We start from the raw sequence: 22,654 nt of genomic DNA on the forward strand, positions 1-22,654 counted from the left end.
ACTCGAAGTAGGTGGCCTAAACGACGCAATATAAAGCGTCGTTGACCCTGTATAAATTGTAACCACGGCAAAATAGTCGCACAGGTTCAGCGCCTTGGCTGCAAAATAGTAAGGTCTGACAAAAAAAGCAAACGCGTCAGGCGCGCTGAAGTGCGCACGTCCGCTTCGGGGTCGTTTGCGGAACATCACCCGCACCCTTCCCGAGTGCTCACCGCCGTATCCCCCACACCCTTCCCGCCCAATCAAGACGAGCGCCCTGCGACGCACGGCAAGGACGGGGTTTCGCGAGGACTGTCGAGCTTCTCCGGTGGCGCCACGCGCGATGCTCTACCCGCGTTGACGGGCGGTCGATCGCGTCGAGCGGGTGCGCGAGTTCGCAGCGCCGTCCTTGTCGGGCGTCGCAGGGTTCCGATGCCGCAGCGGCAGCGCAGGCAGCGGCGCGAGGAGGGCGGGAAGGGTGTGGGGGATGCGGCGCACGGTGTGGTGATCATGCGGATTGTTGGAGCGGTGCGTTACGTCGTTGGGCGGCGGAGTAGGCCGTCCTTCGACTTCGCCGACGCTACGTGACGGCGGTGCGCTGGCGCGCACCCTACGAGGTCAAAGGCCAGGCGCATATCAATTGCGTATGACCCGCGCACGATTATGTATTTGACGCATGCGCGAGCGCTTGCGTAGATTCGTCGCGAGCTTTTTTTCCGGAACAGCCCATCATGCGCAGCATCGTCCCCGTTCTCGTCTTCGCGGCCGCGTCCGCAGTCAGCTTCGACGCCGCATCGCAGGCCTATCCCGCCCGACCCGTTCGCTTCATCGTGCCGTATGCCCCGGGTGGCTCGGTCGACACCGTCGCGCGCACGCTCGGCGACAAGCTCGGCGAGTACTGGGGCCAGACCGTGGTGGTCGACAACCGTCCCGGAGGCGCCGCGAACATCGGCACCGACCTCGCGGCCCGCTCGCCCGCAGACGGCTACACGCTGCTCCTCGGCACGACCGCCAACGGCGTGAACCTGCACATCCTCGACAAGATGCCGCACAACTTCATCCGCGACTTTGCACCCATCTCGCTGCTCGACACGTTCTACAACGTGCTCGTGGTGAACCCGGCATTCCAGGCGAAGTCGGTGAAGGAGCTGATCGCGCTGGCGAAGCAGAAGCCGGGTGAGCTCACCTACGGGTCGTCGGGCGTGGGCAGCTCGAATCACTTTTCGGGCGTGCTGTTCGAGGTGCTCGCGGGCATCCAGATGCAGCACGTTCCCTACAAGGCCGCGCCGGTCGCGCTGACCGACCTGCTCGCCGGGCGCATCGACACGTACTTCCCGGGTCTGGTGAGCTCGCTGCCGCACATCGAGTCGGGCAAGCTGCGCGCGCTCGGCGTCACCGGCCGCAAGCGCTCGGTGTCGGCGCCCAACGTGCCGACGATCGCGGAAGCGGGGCTGAAGGGCTACGAGCTCGAGCCGTGGCACGGCCTGCTCGCGCCCACCGGCACGCCGCGCCCCGTCATCGACAAGGTTCACGCCGACGTCGTGAAGGCGCTCAAGGTGCCGGCGGTGCGGCAGAAGCTGATGGGTGCGGGCATCGACAACATCATCGGCAGCACGCCCGCGGAGCTCGCGACGTTCATCCGCGCCGAGACCGAGAAATACGGCAAGCTCGTCAAGGCGGCGGGAATGAAGAAGGAATGAACGTCAATCGCCTCGAGCGCGACGTGAGCCACGCCAACCTCGGCGCGCTCGTCGACGATGCCGCCGCGCGCTATGGCGAAGCGCCGCTGTGGGAGTCGATCGACGACGGCTCGACGCTCTCGTTCGCGGCGTTCGCCGAGCAGACCGTGCGCTGTGCGCACGGCTTGCGCGCGCTCGGCGTCGAGCCTGGCTCTCACGTCGCGGTGATGCTGCCCAACGTGTCCGCCTACGTGATCACGTGGATCGCGCTGGCGCGGCTCGGCGCGGTGATGGTCCCGGTCAACACGCGCAGCACCAGCCGCGAGCTCGAGTACGTGCTGCGCGACAGCGACTCGAGATTCCTCGTGATCGACGCCGCGTATCGCGAAGCCCTGGACGGCATCGAGAATCGCGACAGTGTCATCGCGCCGACGCGCGTGGTCGTCCACCGCGAGGGCGGGCCGTGGAGCGCGATGGTGGCGGCGGCTTCGTCGGATGCGGGCGGACTGCCGGCGCCGACGCCCGAGACGCTGATGAGCATCCAGTACACCTCGGGCAGCACCGGTTTCCCCAAAGGCTGCATGCTCACTCAGGACTACTGGATCGTGCTGGGTTACGTGCGTGCGCACCAGGGACCGCGGCCGTCGCGCCTCCTCATCGACAAGCCGCTCACGTACATGGGCGGCAAATGGCGCTTCCTGATGTGCCTCTATCTCGGCTGCACCGCGTGCGTCGCGCAGCGCTTCAGCCTGTCCGGGCTGCAGCAGCGGCTGGTCGATCATCGCATCGACTTCTTCGCGGCGACCGACGCGGTGGCGAAGCTGCCGGAGCATCCCGGGGTGGCCGATCTCGACATCGCGTGGATCTCCATCGCGGGGCTCAGCAAGGCGCTGCACGCGCCGCTGGAGAAGAAGTTCGGCGCGCCGGTGCGCGAGCTCTACGGCCTCACCGAGACCGGCTCGACGCTGTACATGCCGACCGATGCGACGCACATGGTCGGCTCGGGATCGTGCGGGCTGCCCGCGCCGTATCGTCAGTGCCGCATCGTCGATCCCGAAAGCGGGTCGGACGTGGCCGTCGGCGAGACCGGCGAGCTGTGGGTGAGCGGCCGCGGCATCCTGAAGGGCTACTACAACAAACCCGACGCGACGCGCGAAGCGTTCAGCGGCGAGTGGTTCAGGACCGGCGACCTCTTCAGGCAGGACGCCGAGGGCTACTACTACATCCAGGGCCGCATCAAGGATTCGATCCGCCGCAGCGGCGAGAACATCTCGGCGCGTGAAGTGGAATCGGTCGCGGCCGGCATTCCCGGCGTGCTCGAAGCCGCCGCGGTCGCGGCGCCGGACGAGCTGCGCGGGCAGGAAGTGAAGCTTTGCCTCGTGCTCCAGCCCGGCGCGGAGGTGACGCCGGAGCAGGTGATCGCGCACTGCAGCGAGCGTCTCGCGGCGTTCAAGGTGCCGCGCTACGTCGAGTACTACGACGAGTTTCCGCGCACGAGCTCCAACAAGATCGCGAAGCAGGCGCTGTCCGCCGCGGCGCGGCCGGGCAGGGTCTACGACCGCACCACGGCGAAGTGGCTCTGACGATGCTCTCCAGAGACGTCGGCATCATCGGTTACGGCAGCGCGGCGTACCACAAGAAGCCGCAGCGCACGATGTTCGGCTATATCGGCGAGGCGGCGCGCAATGCCGTCGCCAACGCGGGCCTCGCGAAGGACGAGATCGACGGTCTCTCGGTCGACGCGAGCATGGGCTCGGATACCTCGGTCAGCGCCGCGGAGTATCTCGGCCTGAGCGTGTCGTGGGCCGCACGGTCGACCGCAGCGGGCGCGGGCACGCTGATGGCGGTCGCGAACGCGGTCCGTGCCGTCGATGCGGGCCTCGCGCGCTGCGTGCTGTGCATCGGCGCCGGTGCGCAGGACATCTCGATCTTCAAGAAGCGCATCTCGAGCTTCACCGCCGCGGTCTCGGATTACCTCGCGCCGCACGGCTACGGCGGGCCGCCGGGCATGCACGCCATCATCCAGCGCAAGCACATGGAGCGGTACGGCACCACGCGCGAGCAGCTCGGCCGCATCGCGGTCGACCAGCGGGCGAACGCACGGCTCAACGAAGCCGCGCTGCTGCGCGGGCCGATGACGCTCGACGACTATCTCAACGCGAAGCTCGTCGCCGACCCGCTGCGGCTCTACGACTGCGTGATGCCGTGCTCGGGCGCGGAAGCGGTGGTGATCGGGCCGCTCGAGCGCGCGCCGGCGGGCAAAGGCGTGCGCGTCGCGGCGGCTCGCGAGAGACACAACCACCCGGTCGGCGAGATCGCGCCGGTGCGCGGCGGCTGGGAGCTCTTCCGCGACGTGCTGTTCGACGAAGCGGGTTACTCGCAGAAGGACATGCACTTCATGCAGTGCTACGACGACTTCCCGATCATGGCGGCGATCCAGATCGAGGATCTCGGCTTCTGCGCCAAAGGCGAAGTCGGGCGCTTCCTCGACGAGAACCGGCTCACGCACGACGGCAGCTTCCCGCTGAATACCGGCGGCGGTCAGCTCTCGTGCGGGCAGGCGGGCGGCGGGGCGGGACTGCTCAGCGTGGTCGAAGCCACCCGGCAGTTGCGCGGCGAAGGCGGGGCGCGGCAGGTGCCGGATGCTGCGCGCGGCGTGGTGTCGGGTTTCGGCATGATCTCCTACGGCCACGGGCTCGCCGCGTCGGCGCTCGTGCTGGAAAAGGCCTGAGACATGCCGGCCGCTTATCCCGAACCCACTCTCACCGAAGTCAATCGTCCGCTGATCGAAGCGTGGCGGCGCGGCGGGCTCGTGCTCCAGCACTGCGGCGATTGCGGGCTGATCGTGTTCTTTCCGCGCGCGCTATGTCCCCGCTGCTGGTCGGAGCGCCTCGAATGGAAGCCGAGCACGGGCCGCGGGACGATCGTCTCGTACTCGCGCGTCTACAGCCACGTCACCGAGCCTTTCGCGAGCGAGTCGCCGATCGTGCTCGCCGAGATCGCACTGGAAGACGGCGGCGCGCTGCTCGCGCGCGTGATCACGTCGCAGCCCGAGGCGATCGAGAGCGGGCAGCGCGTCGAGCTCGTGCCGATGCCCGACGCCGCGCGCTATACGCTGCCGACGTTCCGCGAAGCGAAGTAGCGTCGTCCTGGCGTATGCCAGGACCCATTTTTGGTTCCAACGTCAAAATGGATTCCCGCCTTCGCGGGAATGACGTTTTTGATCGTCATTCCCGAACGCGCGATAGCGCGGGCTGTCGGGAATCCATTTTCGTAGCTAAACGAAAAACTTCGTGAAGTGCCCGAGGATCTCGTCGGGCATCTCTTCCTGCATGTAGTGACCGGCGGGGAGCGGTTCCCACGCGACGATGTTCGTCGCGTATTGCTTCCAGATCTCGAGGAACTCTTTCGCGCGCTCGGGCGGATGGCCGCGCGCGCCCCACAGCAGCAGCAGCGGCATCTCGAGCTTCCGGTCCTTGTCGGCGGTGTCCATGACGAAGTCGCACGTCGCGGTCGCGCGGTAATCGCGGCACGAGCCGGTGATCGTCTTGAGCGTATAGCAGCGCACGTATTCGGCGATCGCCGTTTCGGTGAGGAAGCCCAGTCCCGTGCCGCCGCGGATCACCATGCGGCTCTTGAGAAAGTACTCCGCCGGCACCGCGCTGATGAGGCGCTCGGGGAAAGGCTCGGGCTGCGCCATGAAACCCCAATGCCACGTGCCGATCGCCCACGCTTTCGTGGTGTGCGTCCACACGTAGTGATTGGGCAGGATGTCCATGAGGCACACCTTGAGGATGCGCTCGGGATGGTCCATGCACAGGCGGTGCGTGGTGCGCCCGCCGCGGTCGTGCCCGGCGACGTAGAACTTCTCGTACCCGAGCTGATCCATGATCTCCAGCAGGTCCTGCGCCATCGAGCGGAAGCTGAAGTTCACGTTGTCGGGCCCCGACTCGGGCAGCGAGCTGTCGCCGTAGCCGCGCAGGTCCGGCAGGATCACGTGATATTTCTCCGCGAGCCGCGCCGCGATCTTGTACCAGCAGGTGTGGTTCTGCGGATTGCCGTGCACCAGCAGCAGCGGCGGCCCCGAGCCGCCGTGGCGCAACCGGATGACCGCGCCACTGGTGCGCACGTCGAGGTGCTCGAAGCCGGCGAAATGCGCGGCGACCTCTGCGCTGCCCCAGCGCGTGGGATCGCGGCGATAGTCGTCGGCGCTCGCGCGCGCCATGACGCTCAAGCCTTTGTTGTCTGCGATGCTCATGATCGTCCGTCCAGTCGGTACTGTTTCATCATAGTGTGGCATGCTTCGAAGCGTCTCCACGACGCGAAGAGCGACATGGCACAGCTACCCGTATTCGAGCCCGGCGGTTATCGCTACATCTCCGCGGTATTCCAGTATTCCGGCGGCGTCGCCGCGCAGCCGGGTTACGAGATCGAGCGCGCGCGCTTCATCACGCCGCTGCCGCTCGCGGAGGCCTACGCTGCCGTCGAAGCACATCTGAAAGCGCTCGGCCGGCCCACGACGGCGTTCTGCGCGTGCGAGCTGCGCTCGCCGGAGCCGTTCACCGACCAGGGCTTCTACGATTTCAACAAGGTCTACGTGCAGACCCTCGCGAAGTGGGGCATTTACAAGGACGGCGACGCGCCGGTGAATCCGGTCGCACGCACCAACGTCTGCCCGATGTATTGCAAGCCTGCGCAGGCGATGATGCACGCGTTCTCGTATACGGTGCCCGCGCAGCGCGGCGCCGCGCGAGGGAGCTTCATCGTGTCCGGCGGCGGCGAATCGCGCGGCGGCACGGGGCCGTTCAGCGAGCGCATCGTGCGGCTGGACGACGCGTCGCCCGAAGGCCTGCGCGAGAAAGTGGTGTTCGTGACCGACGAGATGGAGCGGCGTCTCACCGCGCTCGGTTTCTCGTGGAAGGACGCGGTCAGCACGCAGGCGTATACCGTCCACAACATCGGCCACCTCGTCGGCGAGGTGCTCGCGTCGCGCGGCGCGTGCGAGGGCGGCCTCGGATGGCATTACGCGCGGCCGCCGGTGATCGGCCTCGACTACGAGATGGACGTCAGAGGTCCGGCGAGGGAGATCGTCCTCTAGGGCAGCGGCCGGCGCCGCGTCCACGGCGTCGCGCCTTCGTACGCGGCGGCGACGCGGTAGAGCAGCGGCTCGCGCCACTGCGGCGCCGCGAGCTGAAGGCCGACCGGCACGCCGGTCGCGCCGAATCCCATGGGCACCGAGATCGCCGGCGCGCCGGTCATGTTGTGCACGCGGATCGTTCCTGGGCGCGTGTCGACCGGATCGTCGTACAGGCTGTCCATCGTCTCCGCGTCGACCTCCTTGGTGGGGCTCGCGATGATCGCCACCCCCGAAGCGTGAATCTTCGCCACGCTCGCGCGCAGGCGTGAGCGCGCCGCACGCGCGGCCTCGATATCCTCGGCCGTGAACGCCGCGGCGTTCAGCACGCGCTCGCGAAATGCTTTGCCGTAACGCTCGGGATGGCGCTCGAGCCCGTCGCGGTGATACTCGTAGGCCTGCCGCATCACGAGCCGCGCGCCGACGCGTATCGTGTCGGCGAGATCCGGAATGTCGATCGAAGTGACCTCGGCACCGAGCGCGGAGAGCACGCGCACCGCTTCTTCGAACGCGGCGGCGACGCTCGCATCCATCGGCAGCGCTTCGAGGAAGCGATACGGCACGCCGATGCTCAACCCGTGCAGGTCGCGTCCGATCTCGCCGCAGAAATCGGGCACCGGCTCGTCGACCGAGAACGGGTCGCGCGGATCGAAGCCCGCGATCGCCTGGAGCATGAGCGCGTTGTCGCGCACCGTGCGCGTCATCGGACCGGCGTGGTCGACGTCGGCGGCGAGCGGGATCACGCCGAAGCAGCTCACGCGGCCGAAAGTCGGCTTCATGCCGACGATGCCGCACACCGCGGCCGGGTGGCGGATCGAGCCGCCGGTGTCGGTGCCGATCGCGGCGTAGCACAGGCCCGCCGCGACCGCGGCGCCCGAGCCGCTGCTCGAACGCCCCGGCGCGTAATCGGTGTTCCAGGGATTGCGCGCGGCGGGAAACGGCTCGTCGCGCACCGGGTTGCCGTACGCGAACTCGTGCAGCGAGGTCTTGCCGAGCAGCACGCAGCCGGCCTTACGCAGATTGTCGTAGACCGGCGCGTCTTCTGACGGCACCCAGTCGAGCAGCGCACGCGAATGGGCGGTGGTGCGGATGCCGCGCGTCGAGACGATGTCTTTCAATGCGATCGGGATGCCGTGCAGCGGTCCTCGCCATGCGCCGTCGCGAATCTCGCGTGTCGCGCGCTCGGCGTCTTCCATCGCGCGCTCGGACGTCACGGTGATGTAGGCATGCAGCGTCGGATCGAGCGCCGCGATGCGGCTCAAGGCGGCGCGCGTGAGATCGACGGCCGAGAGCGCGCCGGACTTCAGTCCGGCCGAGGCTTCTTCGAGCGTGAGATAGTGCAGCGGACTCACTGCTCGATCTTCACGTTCGCGTCCGCGATGATCTTCGCGAACAGCTTCGATTGCGCGCGCAGGAACGTACGGAATTGCTCGGGCGTCACCGGATCGGGCTCGAAGCCGAGGTCCTTCAGCTTGGCGCTCGTCGCCGGCTGTTTGAGTCCCTGCGCCGCGGCCGCATTGAGCTTGCGCAGTATGGGGTCGGGCAGATTCGCCGGGCCGTAGAAGCCGAAGAAATTGATGAACTCGTAACCCGCGAGCGGGCGGTACTCCGCTACCGTCGGCACGTTGGGCAGCTTGGCGACGCGCTCGGCCGAGGTGACCGCGATCGGCCGCACCTTCCCGCTGTCGATGAACGGCAGGGTCGCGCCGATGCTGGAGAGCGTCGTGGAGATGTGCTTGCCCGCGACGTCGGCAAGCTGCTGCGCCGCGCCCTTATAGGGCACGTGCTCGATGTGCACGCCGGCCATGCGGTTGAAGTACTCCATGCCGAGGTGCGTCATGCCGCCCGCGCCGGTCGAGCCGTACGTGGCGGTCTTCGGGTTCGCTTTCGCGTAAGCGATCAGCTCCGGAACGTTGCGCGCGGGAACGTCGGCGTTCACGACGATGACGCTCGGCACTTTCACGAGGTTGGTGATCGGCGTGAGATCCTTCTCCCACTCGTACGGCATCGCCTTGTAGAGATGCGGATTGACCGCCATCTCGCCCGATGCGACGAGCAGCGTATAGCCGTCCGCGGGCGCGCCTTTCGCGACCGCGCGCGTGCCGACCATGCCCGCGCTGCCCGGGCGGTTGTCGACGACGACCGGCTGGCCGAGGCTTGCGCGCAGGTGCTCGGCCACCAGTCGCGCGGTCATGTCGGTGCCGCCGCCCGCGCCGAACGGCACGACAATGCGGATCGGCTGCGTGGGATAGCTGTCCTGCGCCGCGCTGGTGCCGCAGAGCGCGAGCGCTGCTGCGGGCACGATATAGAGAGTCTTCATCTTCATCTTTCCCTGGGCTCGACGACGACGCGCGCCTCGGGCAGGTGGAACGTGCCCGCGGGTTCTTCATCGTGTGCGTAATCGCTCGGTATGCGCTGCGCCATGGCGAGCGCGTAAGGCGCCACCTCGTAGAGCAGCGCCATCTGTTCCTGATTGAGCGCCAATCCGGCGCGGCGCGCGCGGCGTTCGGCGAAGGCGCGCGCTTCCGCGTCGACTGCCGCGCCCGAAAGAATGGGCGGCGGCGTGACGTCCGGCCGGGGAACCCCGGCTTCGAGCTTCGGACGGCGGCTGCGCCAGTCGGTGGCCTGCTCGTAGGCGTGACCGGCGCGCAGCACCGCCGCATCGTCGAACGGACGTCCGACGATCTGCATCGCCAGCGGCAGGCCGCTCTCGGCGTAGCCGTTGCACAGCACGAGCGCGGGTCCCGCGGTCACGCTGAACGCGGTGTGGATGTTCGGCTGTATCCACGAGCGGAACGTCGACATGCGGTCGAAGCGCGGCGCGGGCGCGGAGCTCACGGTGAGCAGCACGTCGTAGCGATCGTAGAGCGGCGCCATCTCGTTGAGCATGCGCGCGCGCTCGCGCTGCGCGCGCACGTAGTCGACGCCGTCGAAGAGACAACCGGCGAGCGTCTGCGCGAGAAAGGGCATGCCGAAGTCGCCCGGCCGCTTCAGGAGCTCCTTGTGGTGCACCGAGAAGATCTCGGTCTCGGCGATCACCATCTTGACGTCGAGATACTGCTGGAGCGGGCGCATGCGCGCGTCCTCGACGGTGGCGCCGAGCTTACTGAAGACTTCGATCGCGGCGTCCATCGCACGCGCGACTTCGGCGCTCACCTTGAGGTCTTCTTCCCAGAAGTGGCGGATGACGCCGATCCTCAGGCCGCGCACCTCGCCGTCCAGCGCGGCGCGATACGCGCCGGCAGGGCCGTGCACGCTCGCCGGATCGCGCGCGTCGTAGCCGGCGATCGCGTCGAGCACGATCGCGCAATCCTCGACCGTCCACGCGAGCGGGCCGCAATGATCGAAGGTGTACGAGTTCGGGATGACGCCGCGCCGGCTGACGAGCCCGTACGTGGGCTTGAGCCCTGCGGTGCCGCAGCACGCGGCGGGATTGCGGATCGAGCCGCCGGTGTCGGTACCCATCGCGGCGAGCACGAAGCCCGCCGCGACCGCGGCGCCCGAGCCGCTGCTCGAGCCGCCGGTGGCGTGCTCGCGGTTCCAGGGGTTCCGCGCGGGCGGCCACGGCGCTTCGAAGTTCGGGCTGCCGTGCGCGAACTCGTGCGTGGCGAGCTTGCCGAGCAGGATTCCGCCAGCGTCGTAGAGCCGCCCGGTCACCGCGGCATCGGCGCGCGGCACGTTGTCGATGCAGACCTTCGAGTGACCGGTCGTGCGGATGCCGGCCGTGGCGTAGATGTCCTTGAGGCCGAACGGGATGCCGTGCAGCGGTCCGCGATACTGTCCCGCCGCGATCGCGGCTTCGGCGACGCGGGCGCGCCGCAGCGCCTCCTCGAAAGTGGGCGTGATGAACGCGTTGACCTGCGCGTCGAGCGCTTCGACGCGCGCGATCTTGGCCTGTACGAGCTCGACCGGCGAGAGCTTGCGCGCGGCTACGAGGTCCGCGGCCTGGGCGAGGGTGATCGCATCGAGGTTCATGGCGTTCTCCTCAATCGAGCTTGACGTTCGCGGCCTTGACCACCTTGGCCATCAGCGCGATGTCCTTGTCGATCTTCGCAGCGAATTGCTCCGGCGTCGTACCGGCGGGGCTCACGCCTTCGCGTGCGAGCTTTTCTCGCGTGTCCGGCGCCTGCAGCAGCTTCGCGGTATCGGTGTGGATCTTGTTGACGATCTCGCGCGGCGTTTTCGCCGGCGCGAGGATGCCCCACCAGGTCTCGGCTTCGTAGCCCGGCAGCGCGGCTTCGGCGATCGTCGGCACGCCGGGGAAGGCGTCGTTGCGCTTGAGCCCGGTGACGCCGAGCGGCCGCAGCTTGCCGGTCTTGACGTGAGGCAGCGCCGACACCGGCGTCGAGAACTGAGCCTGCACGTGACCCCCGACAAGCGCGGTGACCGCGGGACCGCCGCCTTTGTAAGGCACGTGCGTCAGGTCGACGCCCGCCATCAGCTTGAAGAGCTCGCCGGCGAGGTGCTGCGGGCCGCTGCTGCCGCTCGACGAATAGTTGATCTCGCCCTTGCGGACGCGCGCGAGCGCGATCAGCTCCTTCACCGTCTTCACCGGCAGCGACGGATGCACGACCAGCACGTACGACGCGGTCACCGCGACCGTCACCGGCGCGAAGTCCCTGATCGTGTCGTACGGCAGCTTCGGGATCAGGCTGGGGTTGATCGTGTGGTTCACCGAGCCCATCAGCAGCGTATAGCCGTCGGGCGCCGACCGCGCGACGATCTCCGAGCCGATGATGGTGCTCGCACCCGGACGATTCTCGATCACGACCGGCTGTCCCCATGTTTCCGAGAGCTTCTGTCCGATGAGCCGGGCGCTGTAATCGGTGCCGCCGCCGGGCGGGAACGGGACGATCAGGCGAACCGCTTTCGCGGGATAGCTTTGCGCGTGCGCGTAACCCCAGCACATCATCGCGGCGAGTATCACCGCGCACCGCGTGCGACTTCTCATTCGATGGTTCCTCCTCGTCGTTTCGATTCAGCATAGCACGCGCGTTCACCGCACCTGTTACGATCAGGGCCACCATGTTTATCGGGGGAATCGCATGAGCCGTATCGAAGAGAAACTCGCAGCCATGGGTTTGAAGCTGCCGCAGACCCACGCCTATCCCAGTCCCAACCGCACTGCCGCCGTGCTCTCGCGCGGCATCCTCTTCCTTTCGGGCCACGGCTCGGGCCGCCACGGCATGGGCGAAGGCGTGAAGCAGTACGGCAAGGTCGGCGGGGATACGACCGAAGAGGAAGCGCAAAAGACCGCGCGCGCGGTCGCGCTGCAGATGATGGCGACGATCAAGCAAGCGGTCGGCGACCTCGATCGCGTGACGCGCATCATCCGCCTCTACGGCATGGTGAACTCGGCGCCGGGCTACGAGCGCCAGTTCGCGGTGATCGACGGCGCGTCCGATCTGTTCTACGAAGTGTGGGGTCCCGAGCGCGGACAGCATGCGCGTGCCGCGGTCGGCATCGCGGAGTTGCCGCGGCGCGCGCTGCTCGAGATCATGGGCGAGTTCGAGATCGACGGCTGAAGCATGGCCATCGATCTGTATGGCGGCGATTACGAGTACACGCTCGACCTCGGCGGCGACGCGATCCGCTATCATGCGATACCGATCGTCGGCCTCTTCCAGCGCATGATCCGCGAGCGCGCGTACGAAGCGTGCGAGTTCTCGCTCGCGAACTACATCCTCATGAAGGACGCCGGCGCCGACTGGCTGCACGCGGTGCCGGTGTTCCTCAATCGCAGCTTCAGGCACGGCACGATCTACGTGCGCGCGGGCTCGAAGATGACCGATCCCGCCGACCTTCGCGGGCGCAAGATCGGTGTTCCCGACTACTCCATGACGGCCGCGGTATGGGTGCGTGGACTGCTCAACGAGCAATACGGCGTGCACTGGAGCGACCTCACCTGGTTCTGCGACGCTGCGCACGAGCGCTTCCGCCCGCCCGAAGGCGTGCGCCTGACTCAGGTTTCGCAGGACCTCGAGACCATGCTGGCCGACGGCGAGATCGATGCGTTCATCTCGTTCGGTCCGCGCGACGAGCGCCTGCCGCAGGGTGAGCGCAAGCTGCGGCGTCTCCTGCCCGATTACCTCGCGGTCGAGCGCGAGTACTACCGCGCGACCGGTATTTACCCCATCAATCACTGCGTCGTCGTGAGGAGCGATCTGTTGCAGCGCGAGCCGGGTGCGCCGGCCGCGCTCTTCGACGCATACTCGCGCGCCAAGACGCGCGCCTACGAACGGCGAATCGGATCGACGCTGATGCCGTGGGGCAAGGCGTACTGGGCCGAGGCATTCGAGCCCTTCGGCGGCGATCCGATGCCGCACGGCCTGACGGATAACAATCGCCGTATCGTGGACAAGCTGGTCGAATACCTGCACGAGCAGCAATTCATCACGCGCAAGTGGAGCGCCGATTCCCTCTTCGTCGACGGCGCCGCCGCGTTTCGAGAGTCCGCCACATCGTGAACAGCCTCACTGGGTGAAGCCGTTGAGACCTCCGCGCAGGCTTTAAACTCGCGCGATGGACTCCACCACACCCCGCGAGAGCGTCACCAGCCGGCTGGCGCGCTTCGCGATAGAAACCAATCCGGCCTTCCTCGACGCCGCGCTCATCGAAGCGGCGAAGCTCAAGTTTCTGGACACCCTCGGCATAACGGTGCGCGGCGCGAACGAGCCCGCGGCGCAGGCCGCGCTGCGCGTGGCGCGCCACAGCGGCGGCCGTGCGGCGGCGACGATTCTCGGCAGCGGCGAGCGCACCTCCGCCGAGAGCGCCGCGTTCGTGAACGGCGTTTCCGCGCACGCACTCGAATACGACGACAACACCCAGCAGGTCGGGCACGTCAGCGTGTGCCTCGTGCCGGGTTGCCTCGCCGCGGCGGAAGAGGCGGGCGCGAACGGCAGGAAGCTGCTGGAAGCGTTCGCGCTCGGCTTCGAGATCACCTCGCGCGTCGCCAAAGGCCTGCGTCCGTATCTGATCGACAACGGCTGGCACCCGATCGGCATCGTGGGCGGGCAGGGCGTGGCCGTCGCGGCCTCGCGGCTCTTCGGTCTCGACACGCTGAAGACGCGCATGGCGATGGGCATCATGGCGTCGTCGGGTTCCGGCGTGCGCAAGAACGTCGGCTCGATGGGCAAGGCGTTCCACGTCGGACACGGCGTGCGCGCGGGCGTCTTCTCGGCGCTGCTCGCACGCGAAGGCTTCGTCGTCGATCCGGACATCATCGAAGGCGCCGAAGGCAGCACCGACGGCCATCCGCGCTTCGGTCTCGCCGATACCTTCAACGGCGTCGGCCGTTATCGCCTGCACCTGATGGTCGAAGGTCTCGGGCAGGAGCCGCTCGAGCTTGCACGCAATACGACGATGGTGCGGATGCATCCAGGGTCGACCGCGCCGGGCGCGTCCATCGACGGCATGATCGCGATCGCGAAAGCGGCGAACCGCAAGCCCGATGACGTCGAGGAGATCGTGCTCGAGTGCACGCCGCAGTGCTACGCGATCGCGCCGTACGACGATGCCTCGAACGAGCATCGCGCCAAGTTCTGCCTGCCCTACATCATGGCGGTCGCGTTCGCCGATCGCGCGGTCGGCATCGACCAGTACGGCGAAGCGCGGCGCACCGACCCGCAAGTGCTCGCGCTGATGAAGCGCGTGACAGTGGTGCAGCCGGAGGACCTCGCGCATCACCGCGGCCAGTGGGGCGAGGGCGGCGTCAACTGGGGCGAAGCGCGGCTGACCGTGCGCTTCAAGGATGGCGAAGTGGTGAAGCAGGCGTGCAGCCATGCGAAGGGCTGGCCCGAAGATCCCGCGCGCTGGGAAGACCTCGAAGAGAAATTCATGCAGTGCGCGCAAGGCGTGCTCGGCGCCGGCCAGGCGCGGGAAGCGGTCGACATGATCGCGAAGCTGGAGACGCTCGATCGGGTAGGCGATCTGGCGGCCGCGCTGTGCGCGCGCTGAAAATCGGGGTCAGACCCCGGTTTTCGCGGTTGGGGTCTGACTCCGGTTTGTTCCTGGGCGCTCTGCTGCTCACGTGTCCCGCGCACGCCCAGATCTTTCCGTCGAAAACCGTGCGCCTGATCGTCCCCTTCGCCCCCGGCGGCGGCACCGACATCATCGGCCGCGCGATCGCGCCGCATCTCGGGCTCGCGCTCGGTCAGCAGGTCATCGTCGACAATCGTCCCGGTGCGGGCACGATCATCGGCGCCGAGATCGCGGCGCGCTCGCCCGCCGACGGTCACACGCTGTTCATGGGCATCAACGGCACGATGGCGATCAACCCGAGCATGTACAAAAAGCTCCCGTACGATCCGGTGAAGGACTTCGCGCCGGTCGGGATGCTCGGCGTCGGGCCGAACGTCCTCGTCGTGCATCCCTCGCTGCCGGTGCGCACCGTGAAAGACCTGATCGCTCTGGCGAAAGCGCATCCGGGCAAGCTTTCGTTCGCGTCTTCGGGCACCGGCGGCGCACCGCATCTCGCGGGCGAGCTGCTGAAGTCCGCCGCGCGCATCGACATGACGCACATCCCCTATAAAGGCGCCGGTCCCGCGACGATCGACCTCGTCGCCGGCCACGTGCAGGTGATGTTCGCCGGGCTCGGCGCGGCGATCCCGCACATCAGGTCGGGCAGGCTGCGCGGCATCGCGGTCGCGAGCGCCAGGCGCAGCGCGTCGATACCCGAGCTGCCGACGATCGCCGACACGCTGCCGGGATTCGAAGCGTCGACGTGGTTCGCGCTCTTCGTGCCCGCCGGCACGCCGAAGGAAGCGATCGCGCGGCTCAATACCGAAGTGAACAAGGTGATGGCGCGCAAGGACGTGCAGCAGCAGCTGCTCGCGCAGGGTTACGAGGCGGGCACGAGCACGCCCGAGCAGCTCGCCGCCCAATTGAAACAGGACATCCCGCGCTGGGCTGCTGTCGTGCGCGGGGCAGGGATACAGCCGGAATGAGACATTTCAACCAGTCATCGCGAGGAGCCGCGATAGCGCGACGACGCGATCTCGTGTCGCACGGCTTCCGGACGCTCCGGGATTGCTTCGTCGCTTCGCTCCTCGCAATGACGTCCGTTGCAAGCGCTGCCGAATCGTACCCGTCACGTCCGATCCGCATGGTCGTGCCGTTCGCGCCGGGCGGCGGCTCGGACATCATCGCGAGGCTCGTCGCGCCGCGCATGACCGAGGCGCTCGGCCAGCAGGTGATCGTGGACAACCGTCCCGGCGGCAACACCGTGATCGGCGTGCGCCTGGTCGGCACCGCGCGTCCCGACGGCCACACGCTGCTCCTCGCCAACGCCAACTTCACGATCAACGCTGCGCTGTACGAGAAGCTTCCGTACGACCCGATCCGCGATTTCGCGCCGGTCGCGCCGCTGTCGAACGTCGCCAACGTGCTCGTCGTGCATCCGGGCGTCGCGGCGAAATCGGTGAAGGAGCTGATCGCGCTGGTGAAAGCCAAACCGGGCCAGCTCAACTTCGCTTCGCCCGGAGCCGGCACCTCGTCGCACATGGCGGGCGTGCTGTTGCAGGCGCTGGCGGGACTCGACTTCACGCTGGTGCTCTACAAGGGCGCGGGGCCCGCGATGATCGACCTCGTGGGCGGCCAGGTGAACATGGCCGTCGCTGCGATGTCGAGCGTCACGGCGCACGTCAAATCCGGCAGGCTGCGCGCGCTGGGCGTCACCACCGCCAGGCGCTCGAGCACCATGCCCGAAGTGCCCACGATCGCCGAATCGATCCCCGGCTACGAAGTGACCAACTGGTTCGGCGTGCTCGCCGCCGCGGGAACGCCCGCGCCGGTAATCGCGCAGTTGAATTCGGCGATCGCCCGCATCGGCGCGGATCCCGAATTCCAGAAGCTCATGGCCGCGCAGGGCAACGAGCCTTTCGTGATGTCGCGCGCCGAGTTCGAGCGCTTCATCAAGGCCGAGGTCGCGAAGTGGGCGAAGCTCGGCCGCGATTACAAGCTGCGCGTGGAGTGACGATGGCGACGATCGTCGAGGCGCTCGCGGCTTACGGCGCGAACCTGAGCTTTCGGGACATCCCCGCCGCGGCTGTCGAGAAGGCAAAGATCTGCGTGCTCGATCTCATCGGCATCGCGACCGCGGGCGCGTCACGCAGCAACGCACGGGTCGCGGTGAAGACGGCGACGGCGCTCGGCGCGCCCGGCAAGGCGCCGGTGTGGCTCGACGGACAGCGGCTGCGCGCGATCGACGCGGTGCTGCCGAACTCGGTCGCGTCGCACTGCATCCTCCAGGACGACTGGCTGCCGGTGAGCCATTCGCACGTCGGCGCCGCCGTCGTGCCCACCGCGCTCGCGGTCTGCGAAGAGGAGGGCGGCAGCGGCGCCGATCTCATCGCCGCGATCGTCGCCGCGTACGACATCGCCGACCGCTCGGGGGAGCTGTCGGTGCCGATGTTCAATCGCGGCTTCAGGCCGAGCGCGCTGTGCGCGTACTTCGGCGCGACGGCAGCGGCGGCGAAGCTGTTGCGCCTCGATGCGGAACAGACCGCGAACGCGCTCGGCTGCGCGGGCAGCGTCTGCGGCGGGGTGCTCCAGCCCTGGCGCGAAGGCTCGATGGAGTGGTCGTTCCAGGAGGGTCTCGCGTCGCGTGCCGGCATCACCGCCGCGCATCTCGCACGCAACGGGCTCGCGGGCTCGCGCACCGTCATCGAAGGCAACTCGGGGCTCAACAAGAGCTTCGGCGGCACCAACGAAGGCGAGCGCGGCGCTGTGGACAAGCTCGGCGAGCACTTCCGCATCGTCGACACCTGCTTCAAGCGCTTCCCGACCGGCGGCGCCAACCAGGGCAGCGCGTCGGTGTCGCACGCGCTGGCGAACCGCCATCGCATCGACTGGCGGCGCATCGTCAAGGTCGACGTCGAGATTCCGCACGCGGGCACGCACGAGCGCATGAATTACGCCGGCATCGATTACGCCGGCCCGTACGCGTCGATCGACCAGTGCCTCATCAGCAAGCAGTTCGCGATCGCGATGAACCTCAAGACCGGCGACGTGCGCTACGCCGACATGGAGCGCGAGCGCGCCGATCCTGATTTCCTGGCGCTCACGCACAAGATCCGGCTCTCCGAGACCGCTGCGCGCCGGGGCTGGGACCTCGCGATGCGCATCCATCTCGACGACGGCACGGTCATCGCGGGCTCGGGCGCCGACATCGATCAGGGCCAGCTCTATCTCGACTGGCCGTGCGCGGTTGGAAAATTAAATGCGGTGACGCGAGGCTTGCGCAGCGAAGAGACGGCCGCCGCGATCGTCGAGGCCGTGAAGACGCTCGATACGCTGCCGTCCGTCGCGCCCCTGACCGCGCTGCTATGATCGCGGCCCTGTAGATCCCGGAGGACTTACATGCCCCGCCTCAAACGCGAGAGCGACGTCGAGATCCAGTATCGCGTCGACGATTTCACCGACCCGTGGCGCAAAGCCGACACGATCCTGATGATCCACGGCAACAACGAGAGCGGCCTCGCGTGGTACGGCTGGGTGCCGCACCTCACGCGGCACTACAGGATCGTGCGGCCCGACATGCGCGGCTTCGGCGAATCGACGCCGATGCGCCGAGACTTCCCGTGGACGCTGGACACAGTGATCGACGATTACCTGGCAGTCATGGACGCGCTCGGTATCGAGCGCTTCCACCTCGTCGGCGCGAAGATCGGCGGCGTCATCGGCCGTGCCTTCGCCGCGCGGCACCCGAAACGCGTGCGCACGCTGACCGTCGCCGGCTCGCCGCCGCCGGTGCGCGCCGATCGGCACACCATCGACCAGCGGGTGAAGGAAGTCGAAGAGCTCGGCATCGAGCACTGGGCCCGGCGCAGCATGGCGGCCCGCCTCGGCAGCGCTTTCCCGAAAGAAGGGATCGAGTGGTGGATCCAGTACATGGCGCGCACCGCGATGTCGACCGAGGCAGGGTTCTGCGCGACGATCAATTTCTCCGACATCACGCAGGACGTCGCGAACATCCGCTGCCCGATGCTCGTGCTGACGACGGCCGAGAGCGGCCTCGCGTCGGTCGAGGAGACCAGGGCGTGGCAGCAGAAGGTGCCGCATTCCGAGCTCGTGGTGCTGCCGGGCAACTCGTTCCACGTCGCGGCGACCGATCCGGATGCGTGTGCGCAAGCCACGCTCGAATTTCTCGCGAGGCACAAGGATGTTTAACGGCTTGAACCGCCAAGGACGCAAAGGACGCAAAGGAAAGCCGATAAAACCTTGGCGCGCCTTGGCGTTGCCTTGGCGTCCTTTGCGTAATTGCTTTTTGTGTCTCGTGGCAGCGCTCGGTGCGTTTTCGAGCCACGTTCTCGCGCAGACCTATCCGACCAAACCCATCCGCATCATCGTGCCGTGGCCGCCGGGCGGCGGGACCGATCTGGTCGCGAGGACGGTCGCGCACAAGTTCGGCGAGACCCTCGGGCAGCTCGCGGTGGTAGAGAATCGCGCGGGCGCCAACGGCATCATCGGCGCCGACGCGGCGGCCAAGGCCGCGCCGGACGGCTATACCGCGATGATCACGATCGCTTCGCACGCGATCAACCCGACGCTCTACAGGAAGCTGCCGTACAACACGGCGAGCGATTTCGCGCCGGTGTCGCTGCTCGCCGAATATCCGTTCGTGCTCACCGTGCATCCTTCGCTGCCGGTGAAGACCACGCGCGAGCTGATCGCGTTCGCGAAGCAGCGGCCGAAGCAGTTGAGCTACGCGTCGTCGGGCATCGGCAGCGGCCCGCACCTGGGCATGGAGCTTTTCAGGAGCCTGAGCGGCATCGACATCGTGCACATCCCGTACAAAGGCGCGGGGCAGGCGATGACCGACCTCATCGCCGGCAACGTGCACCTGTTCCTCAACAACTTCCTCGCCGGCGCGACGCACATCCGCTCGGGCAAGCTGCGCGCGCTGGGCGTGACGACACGCAAACGTTCGCCCGCCGCGCCGGAGCTGCCGACGATCGCCGAATCGGGCGTGCCCGGCTACTCCGTGAGCGGTTGGTACGGCCTGTTCGTGCCCGCCGCGACGCCGGCGAACATCGTCAAGACGCTCAACACGGCCGCGCAGAAAGCGCTGCGAGCGAAGGACGTCAGCGACCGCCTGAGCGGCGAAGCCGCCGAGATCGTCGCCAGCTCGCCCGCCGAGTTCGCGAAGTTCTTCAACGCCGAAGTCGCGAAGTGGGCCGGCGTCATCGACAAAGCGGGCATCAGGCCGGAGAGCTGGTGATCGTCGTCCAGCTCGTCGACGGGACGTACGAGCTCTTCCGTCACTTCTACGGCCTGCGGCGCTTCAACAAGGGCGCCGACCGGCCGTACGGCGCGGTCGTGGGCGTGCTGCAGACCGTGCTGCATCTCCTCGAAAGCGGAGAGACCCACGTCGGCGTCGCGACCGATCACGTCATCGAATCGTTTCGCAACGCCTTGTGGCCCGGCTACAAGACCGGCGCGGGCATCGAGCCTGCGCTGCTCGCGCAGTTCCATCCGCTGGAGGACGCGCTCGCAGCGATGGGCGTGACGGTGTGGCCGATGGTCGAGCTCGAAGCCGACGACGCGCTCGCTTCGGCCGCTTACCTCGCGGGCAAGGATTCGCGCGTCGAGAAGGTCGCGATCTGGACGCCCGACAAGGACCTCGCGCAGTGCGTGCAGGGCGAGCGCATCGTTCAGGTCGACGGCCGCCGCAAGACGATCCGCGACGAAGCGGGCGTGACAGAGAAGTTCGGCGTTCCGCCTTCGCGCATTCCGGATTACCTCGCGCTCGTCGGCGACAGCGCCGACGGCTATCCCGGCATCGCCGGGATCGGTGCGAAAACGGCGGCGCAGCTCATCCGCCGTCACGGGCCGATCGAAGATTTTCCCGACGACGTTTTGAAAGACCAGCGCGACCTCGCGCTGCTCTTCAAGACGCTCGCGACGCTGCGCACCGACGCGCCCTTGTTCAAGGACGCCGACAGCTTGCGCTGGCGCGGCCCGACGCCTGCGTTCGAGGAATGGGCGCGGCGGATGGAGGCGCCGCGGCTGCTCGAGCGCGCGAAGAAAGCCGCGGAGAAAACCGGGGTCTGACCCCGATAAAGCCGGGGTCAGACCCCAACCGTCGTCGGGTCCGACCCCGGTCTCTTCGGGGTCGGACCCGGGTTTTAGAACCCTAAAGCCATACCGCCGGGCCGCGGATCGCTGGCGCCGCGCAAAACCCCGTTCTTCGCGTCGATCTGTATGAGCTGCACCGCGCCGCCGCCGGAGTATGCGGCGAGGCGCTCGATGGTGTGGCCGTAGCCCGCGAGCGTCTCGATCGATTTCTCGGGGATGCCCTGCTCGAACTTCACGACGGGCGGCCGATCGATGTTGACCGGGTCGGTGCCGGGGAAGCTGTACCAGCGCGGCGATTCGACCGCCTGCTGCAGCGTGAATCCGTGGTCTACCAACCCCGTGATGACCTGGGTGCTCCACTGCGTCTGCTGGTCGCCGCCGGGCGTGCCGCCGACGAGCCACGGCGCTCCGTCGCGGAACATGAGCCACGCGTTGAGCGTGTGCATCGTGCGGCGTCCGGGTGCGATGCAGTTGGGGCTCGCCGGGTCGAGGCTGAAGCCGCGGCCGGCGCGGTTGTTGAGCGTGATGCCGGTCTCACCGGCGACCACGCCCGAGCCGAACGCGCTCGACAGGCTGTGGATGAACGACACCGCGTCGCCTTGTCCGTCCGCGACGCAGAAATAGCTCGTGTCGCTGCCCGACTCCGGCAGGTTCGCGCCCTGCGGCCACAGCGCTTTCAACGGATCGATCTCGGCGCGGCGGCGCTGTGCGTGCGCTTTCGAGATCAGGCGGTCGAGCGGCCAGTCGACGAACGCCGGATCGCCGGCGTACTTGTTGCGATCGGCGAACGCGAGCTTCTTCGCTTCGACGAGCAGGTGGATGCGCTCGGCGGAGAACGGCTCGTATTTCGAGAGCTCGAAACCTTCGAGGATGTTGAGCTGCTCGAGCACCAGGAAGCCCTGCGAAGGCGGCGCGGTCTCGTAGACCGTCAGCCCGCGGTAAGTGCTCGAGATCGGCTGATACACGACGGCCTGCTGCTGCGCGAAATCGGCAAGCTCGAAAGGCGCGCCTTCGCTCTTGAGGAACGCGACGATCTTCTCGGCGGTCTCGCCGCGATAGAACGCGTCGGCGCCGCCTTTCTGCACGGCGCGCAGGCTCTTCGCGAGGTTGGGTGCGTTCCAGCGATCGCCCGCGGCCGGCGCCGCTCCGCCGCGCAGGAACTGCGCGGCCGAGTGCTTGTGCTGCGCCAGCAGCTTGGCGTCCGCGTTGATGCGCCCGCTGATGTAAGCGGTGATCGCGAGGCCGTTCTCCGCGAGATCGATCGCCGGCGCCCACAGATCCGCCCACGGCATCGTGCAGTAGCGCTTGTGCAGCGCTTCGTACACGCTGACCGCGCCCGGCACCGACACCGAGTGCACGCCGTTGAACGGCATCTTCTTGTGGCCGCGGCTCGCGTAGTACTCACGGGTCGCGCCGCTCGCGGCGACGCCGCTGCCGTTGAATGCGATGGTCTCGCGCTTCTTCGCGTCGTGAAGCACGACGAACGCGTCGCCGCCGAGGCCGCACTTCATCGGCAGCACCACGCCTTCCGCCGCCGCGACCGCGATCGCCGCGTCGAACGCATTGCCGCCGCGCTGGAGCACCGCCATGCCGATGCACGCCGCGGCGGGATGCGCGGACGCCACCATGCCCCGCGTTCCGAATGCTTCGGGTCTTTGCTTCGCCCGGGCGGCTTCAGCCGCGCTCAGGCCCCACGATCCGTCGTCTACCATGATGTGCACCTCGTCGATCTCGAACTGCGATTTTACGTCGGGCATAATCGACGCGCCGATAATCTCTCGAATGA

21 protein-coding genes are annotated in these 22,654 nt (G+C 67.7%); 14 read left to right on the forward strand and 7 right to left on the reverse strand.

Annotated elements, in window-relative coordinates; translation table 11 throughout:
• Window positions 1-186: hypothetical protein (locus VHP37_26120; GenBank protein HEX2829851.1), on the reverse strand; the 186-nt coding region annotated here is incomplete at its 3' end.
• A gap of 524 nt (window positions 187-710) precedes the next feature.
• Between VHP37_26120 and VHP37_26125 the strand changes: the two genes are divergently transcribed.
• From VHP37_26125 to VHP37_26140, 4 genes are read left to right on the forward strand one after another with little or no spacing between them, the layout of a single operon-like run.
• Entirely contained in the window at window positions 711-1,679 is a 969-nt protein-coding gene (locus VHP37_26125) for a tripartite tricarboxylate transporter substrate binding protein (GenBank protein ID HEX2829852.1), read from the forward strand.
• The gene (locus tag VHP37_26130; GenBank protein HEX2829853.1) at window positions 1,676-3,241 is read left to right on the forward strand and encodes a class I adenylate-forming enzyme family protein; all 1,566 of its coding nucleotides are present in this window, start codon (window positions 1,676-1,678) and stop codon (window positions 3,239-3,241) included. Before VHP37_26125 ends, VHP37_26130 begins: the two co-directional genes overlap by 4 nt.
• A gap of 2 nt (window positions 3,242-3,243) precedes the next feature.
• Complete coding sequence (locus VHP37_26135; protein HEX2829854.1) at window positions 3,244-4,389, forward strand: thiolase family protein; 1,146 nt, start codon at window positions 3,244-3,246, stop codon at window positions 4,387-4,389.
• 3 nt (window positions 4,390-4,392) lie between these two features.
• Window positions 4,393-4,800: an OB-fold domain-containing protein gene (locus VHP37_26140; GenBank protein HEX2829855.1), complete on the forward strand. Its 408-nt coding sequence runs from the start codon at window positions 4,393-4,395 to the stop codon at window positions 4,798-4,800.
• A gap of 135 nt (window positions 4,801-4,935) precedes the next feature.
• On the opposite strand, the gene VHP37_26145 is transcribed toward VHP37_26140, so the two are convergent.
• Window positions 4,936-5,916, reverse strand: a complete 981-nt coding sequence (locus tag VHP37_26145; protein ID HEX2829856.1) for an alpha/beta hydrolase — start codon at window positions 5,914-5,916, stop codon at window positions 4,936-4,938.
• A gap of 75 nt (window positions 5,917-5,991) precedes the next feature.
• On the opposite strand from VHP37_26145, the gene VHP37_26150 reads away from it, so the two are divergent.
• On the forward strand, window positions 5,992-6,756 hold the full coding sequence (locus VHP37_26150) for a hypothetical protein (protein ID HEX2829857.1): 765 nt from the start codon (window positions 5,992-5,994) through the stop codon (window positions 6,754-6,756).
• Here the strand turns inward: VHP37_26150 and VHP37_26155 are convergent.
• Genes VHP37_26155 through VHP37_26170 form a run of 4 tightly spaced genes read right to left on the reverse strand, consistent with a single transcriptional unit; the run spans window position 6,753 to window position 11,743 of the window.
• Entirely contained in the window at window positions 6,753-8,144 is a 1,392-nt protein-coding gene (locus VHP37_26155; protein ID HEX2829858.1) for an amidase, read from the reverse strand. The genes VHP37_26150 and VHP37_26155 overlap by 4 nt on opposite strands.
• Window positions 8,141-9,112, reverse strand: coding sequence for a tripartite tricarboxylate transporter substrate binding protein (locus VHP37_26160; GenBank protein ID HEX2829859.1), 972 nt, complete (start codon window positions 9,110-9,112; stop codon window positions 8,141-8,143). Before VHP37_26160 ends, VHP37_26155 begins: the two co-directional genes overlap by 4 nt.
• A gap of 2 nt (window positions 9,113-9,114) precedes the next feature.
• Complete coding sequence (locus tag VHP37_26165; GenBank protein ID HEX2829860.1) at window positions 9,115-10,767, reverse strand: amidase; 1,653 nt, start codon at window positions 10,765-10,767, stop codon at window positions 9,115-9,117.
• Window positions 10,768-10,777: 10 nt separating this feature from the next.
• Window positions 10,778-11,743: a tripartite tricarboxylate transporter substrate binding protein gene (locus tag VHP37_26170; protein HEX2829861.1), complete on the reverse strand. Its 966-nt coding sequence runs from the start codon at window positions 11,741-11,743 to the stop codon at window positions 10,778-10,780.
• A gap of 94 nt (window positions 11,744-11,837) precedes the next feature.
• On the opposite strand from VHP37_26170, the gene VHP37_26175 reads away from it, so the two are divergent.
• From VHP37_26175 to VHP37_26215, 9 genes are all read left to right on the forward strand, one after another.
• A complete protein-coding gene (locus VHP37_26175; protein HEX2829862.1) occupies window positions 11,838-12,317 on the forward strand; it encodes a RidA family protein in 480 nt (159 codons plus the stop codon).
• A gap of 3 nt (window positions 12,318-12,320) precedes the next feature.
• Window positions 12,321-13,259 (forward strand): hypothetical protein, encoded by a 939-nt coding sequence (locus VHP37_26180; GenBank protein ID HEX2829863.1) that lies wholly within the window; start codon window positions 12,321-12,323, stop codon window positions 13,257-13,259.
• 55 nt (window positions 13,260-13,314) lie between these two features.
• Entirely contained in the window at window positions 13,315-14,748 is a 1,434-nt protein-coding gene (locus VHP37_26185) for an MmgE/PrpD family protein (GenBank protein HEX2829864.1), read from the forward strand.
• 47 nt (window positions 14,749-14,795) lie between these two features.
• Window positions 14,796-15,737 (forward strand): tripartite tricarboxylate transporter substrate binding protein, encoded by a 942-nt coding sequence (locus tag VHP37_26190; protein HEX2829865.1) that lies wholly within the window; start codon window positions 14,796-14,798, stop codon window positions 15,735-15,737.
• A 107-nt stretch (window positions 15,738-15,844) separates the two neighbouring features.
• Window positions 15,845-16,765, forward strand: coding sequence for a tripartite tricarboxylate transporter substrate binding protein (locus tag VHP37_26195; GenBank protein ID HEX2829866.1), 921 nt, complete (start codon window positions 15,845-15,847; stop codon window positions 16,763-16,765).
• Window positions 16,766-16,767: 2 nt separating this feature from the next.
• Entirely contained in the window at window positions 16,768-18,120 is a 1,353-nt protein-coding gene (locus VHP37_26200; protein ID HEX2829867.1) for an MmgE/PrpD family protein, read from the forward strand.
• 30 nt (window positions 18,121-18,150) lie between these two features.
• On the forward strand, window positions 18,151-18,960 hold the full coding sequence (locus VHP37_26205) for an alpha/beta hydrolase (protein HEX2829868.1): 810 nt from the start codon (window positions 18,151-18,153) through the stop codon (window positions 18,958-18,960).
• Between the two features lie 106 nt (window positions 18,961-19,066).
• Window positions 19,067-20,011: a tripartite tricarboxylate transporter substrate binding protein gene (locus tag VHP37_26210; protein HEX2829869.1), complete on the forward strand. Its 945-nt coding sequence runs from the start codon at window positions 19,067-19,069 to the stop codon at window positions 20,009-20,011.
• Entirely contained in the window at window positions 20,008-20,844 is an 837-nt protein-coding gene (locus VHP37_26215) for a 5'-3' exonuclease H3TH domain-containing protein (GenBank protein ID HEX2829870.1), read from the forward strand. The genes VHP37_26210 and VHP37_26215 overlap by 4 nt, the downstream gene beginning before the upstream one ends.
• A 74-nt stretch (window positions 20,845-20,918) precedes the next feature.
• Here VHP37_26215 and ggt read toward each other — a convergent pair whose 3' ends face one another.
• The gene (gene ggt, locus VHP37_26220; protein HEX2829871.1) at window positions 20,919-22,625 is read right to left on the reverse strand and encodes a gamma-glutamyltransferase; all 1,707 of its coding nucleotides are present in this window, start codon (window positions 22,623-22,625) and stop codon (window positions 20,919-20,921) included.
• Window positions 22,626-22,654: the final 29 nt, after the last annotated feature.

The organism is Burkholderiales bacterium (assembly GCA_036262035.1).
Taxonomy (GTDB): domain Bacteria; phylum Pseudomonadota; class Gammaproteobacteria; order Burkholderiales; family SG8-41; genus JAQGMV01.

Coding starts and splice junctions, on each gene's coding strand:
- VHP37_26140 (HEX2829855.1), top strand. CDS start 4,393: ATGCCGGCCGCTTATCCCGAACCCACTCTCACCGAAGTCAATCGTCCG.
- VHP37_26195 (HEX2829866.1), top strand. CDS start 15,845: ATGACGTCCGTTGCAAGCGCTGCCGAATCGTACCCGTCACGTCCGATC.
- VHP37_26130 (HEX2829853.1), top strand. CDS start 1,676: ATGAACGTCAATCGCCTCGAGCGCGACGTGAGCCACGCCAACCTCGGC.
- VHP37_26135 (HEX2829854.1), top strand. CDS start 3,244: ATGCTCTCCAGAGACGTCGGCATCATCGGTTACGGCAGCGCGGCGTAC.
- VHP37_26205 (HEX2829868.1), top strand. CDS start 18,151: ATGCCCCGCCTCAAACGCGAGAGCGACGTCGAGATCCAGTATCGCGTC.
- VHP37_26150 (HEX2829857.1), top strand. CDS start 5,992: ATGGCACAGCTACCCGTATTCGAGCCCGGCGGTTATCGCTACATCTCC.
- VHP37_26175 (HEX2829862.1), top strand. CDS start 11,838: ATGAGCCGTATCGAAGAGAAACTCGCAGCCATGGGTTTGAAGCTGCCG.
- VHP37_26185 (HEX2829864.1), top strand. CDS start 13,315: ATGGACTCCACCACACCCCGCGAGAGCGTCACCAGCCGGCTGGCGCGC.
- VHP37_26160 (HEX2829859.1), bottom strand. CDS start 9,112: ATGAAGACTCTCTATATCGTGCCCGCAGCAGCGCTCGCGCTCTGCGGC.
- VHP37_26180 (HEX2829863.1), top strand. CDS start 12,321: ATGGCCATCGATCTGTATGGCGGCGATTACGAGTACACGCTCGACCTC.
- VHP37_26145 (HEX2829856.1), bottom strand. CDS start 5,916: ATGAGCATCGCAGACAACAAAGGCTTGAGCGTCATGGCGCGCGCGAGC.
- VHP37_26165 (HEX2829860.1), bottom strand. CDS start 10,767: ATGAACCTCGATGCGATCACCCTCGCCCAGGCCGCGGACCTCGTAGCC.
- ggt (HEX2829871.1), bottom strand. CDS start 22,625: ATGCCCGACGTAAAATCGCAGTTCGAGATCGACGAGGTGCACATCATG.
- VHP37_26125 (HEX2829852.1), top strand. CDS start 711: ATGCGCAGCATCGTCCCCGTTCTCGTCTTCGCGGCCGCGTCCGCAGTC.
- VHP37_26170 (HEX2829861.1), bottom strand. CDS start 11,743: ATGAGAAGTCGCACGCGGTGCGCGGTGATACTCGCCGCGATGATGTGC.
- VHP37_26200 (HEX2829867.1), top strand. CDS start 16,768: ATGGCGACGATCGTCGAGGCGCTCGCGGCTTACGGCGCGAACCTGAGC.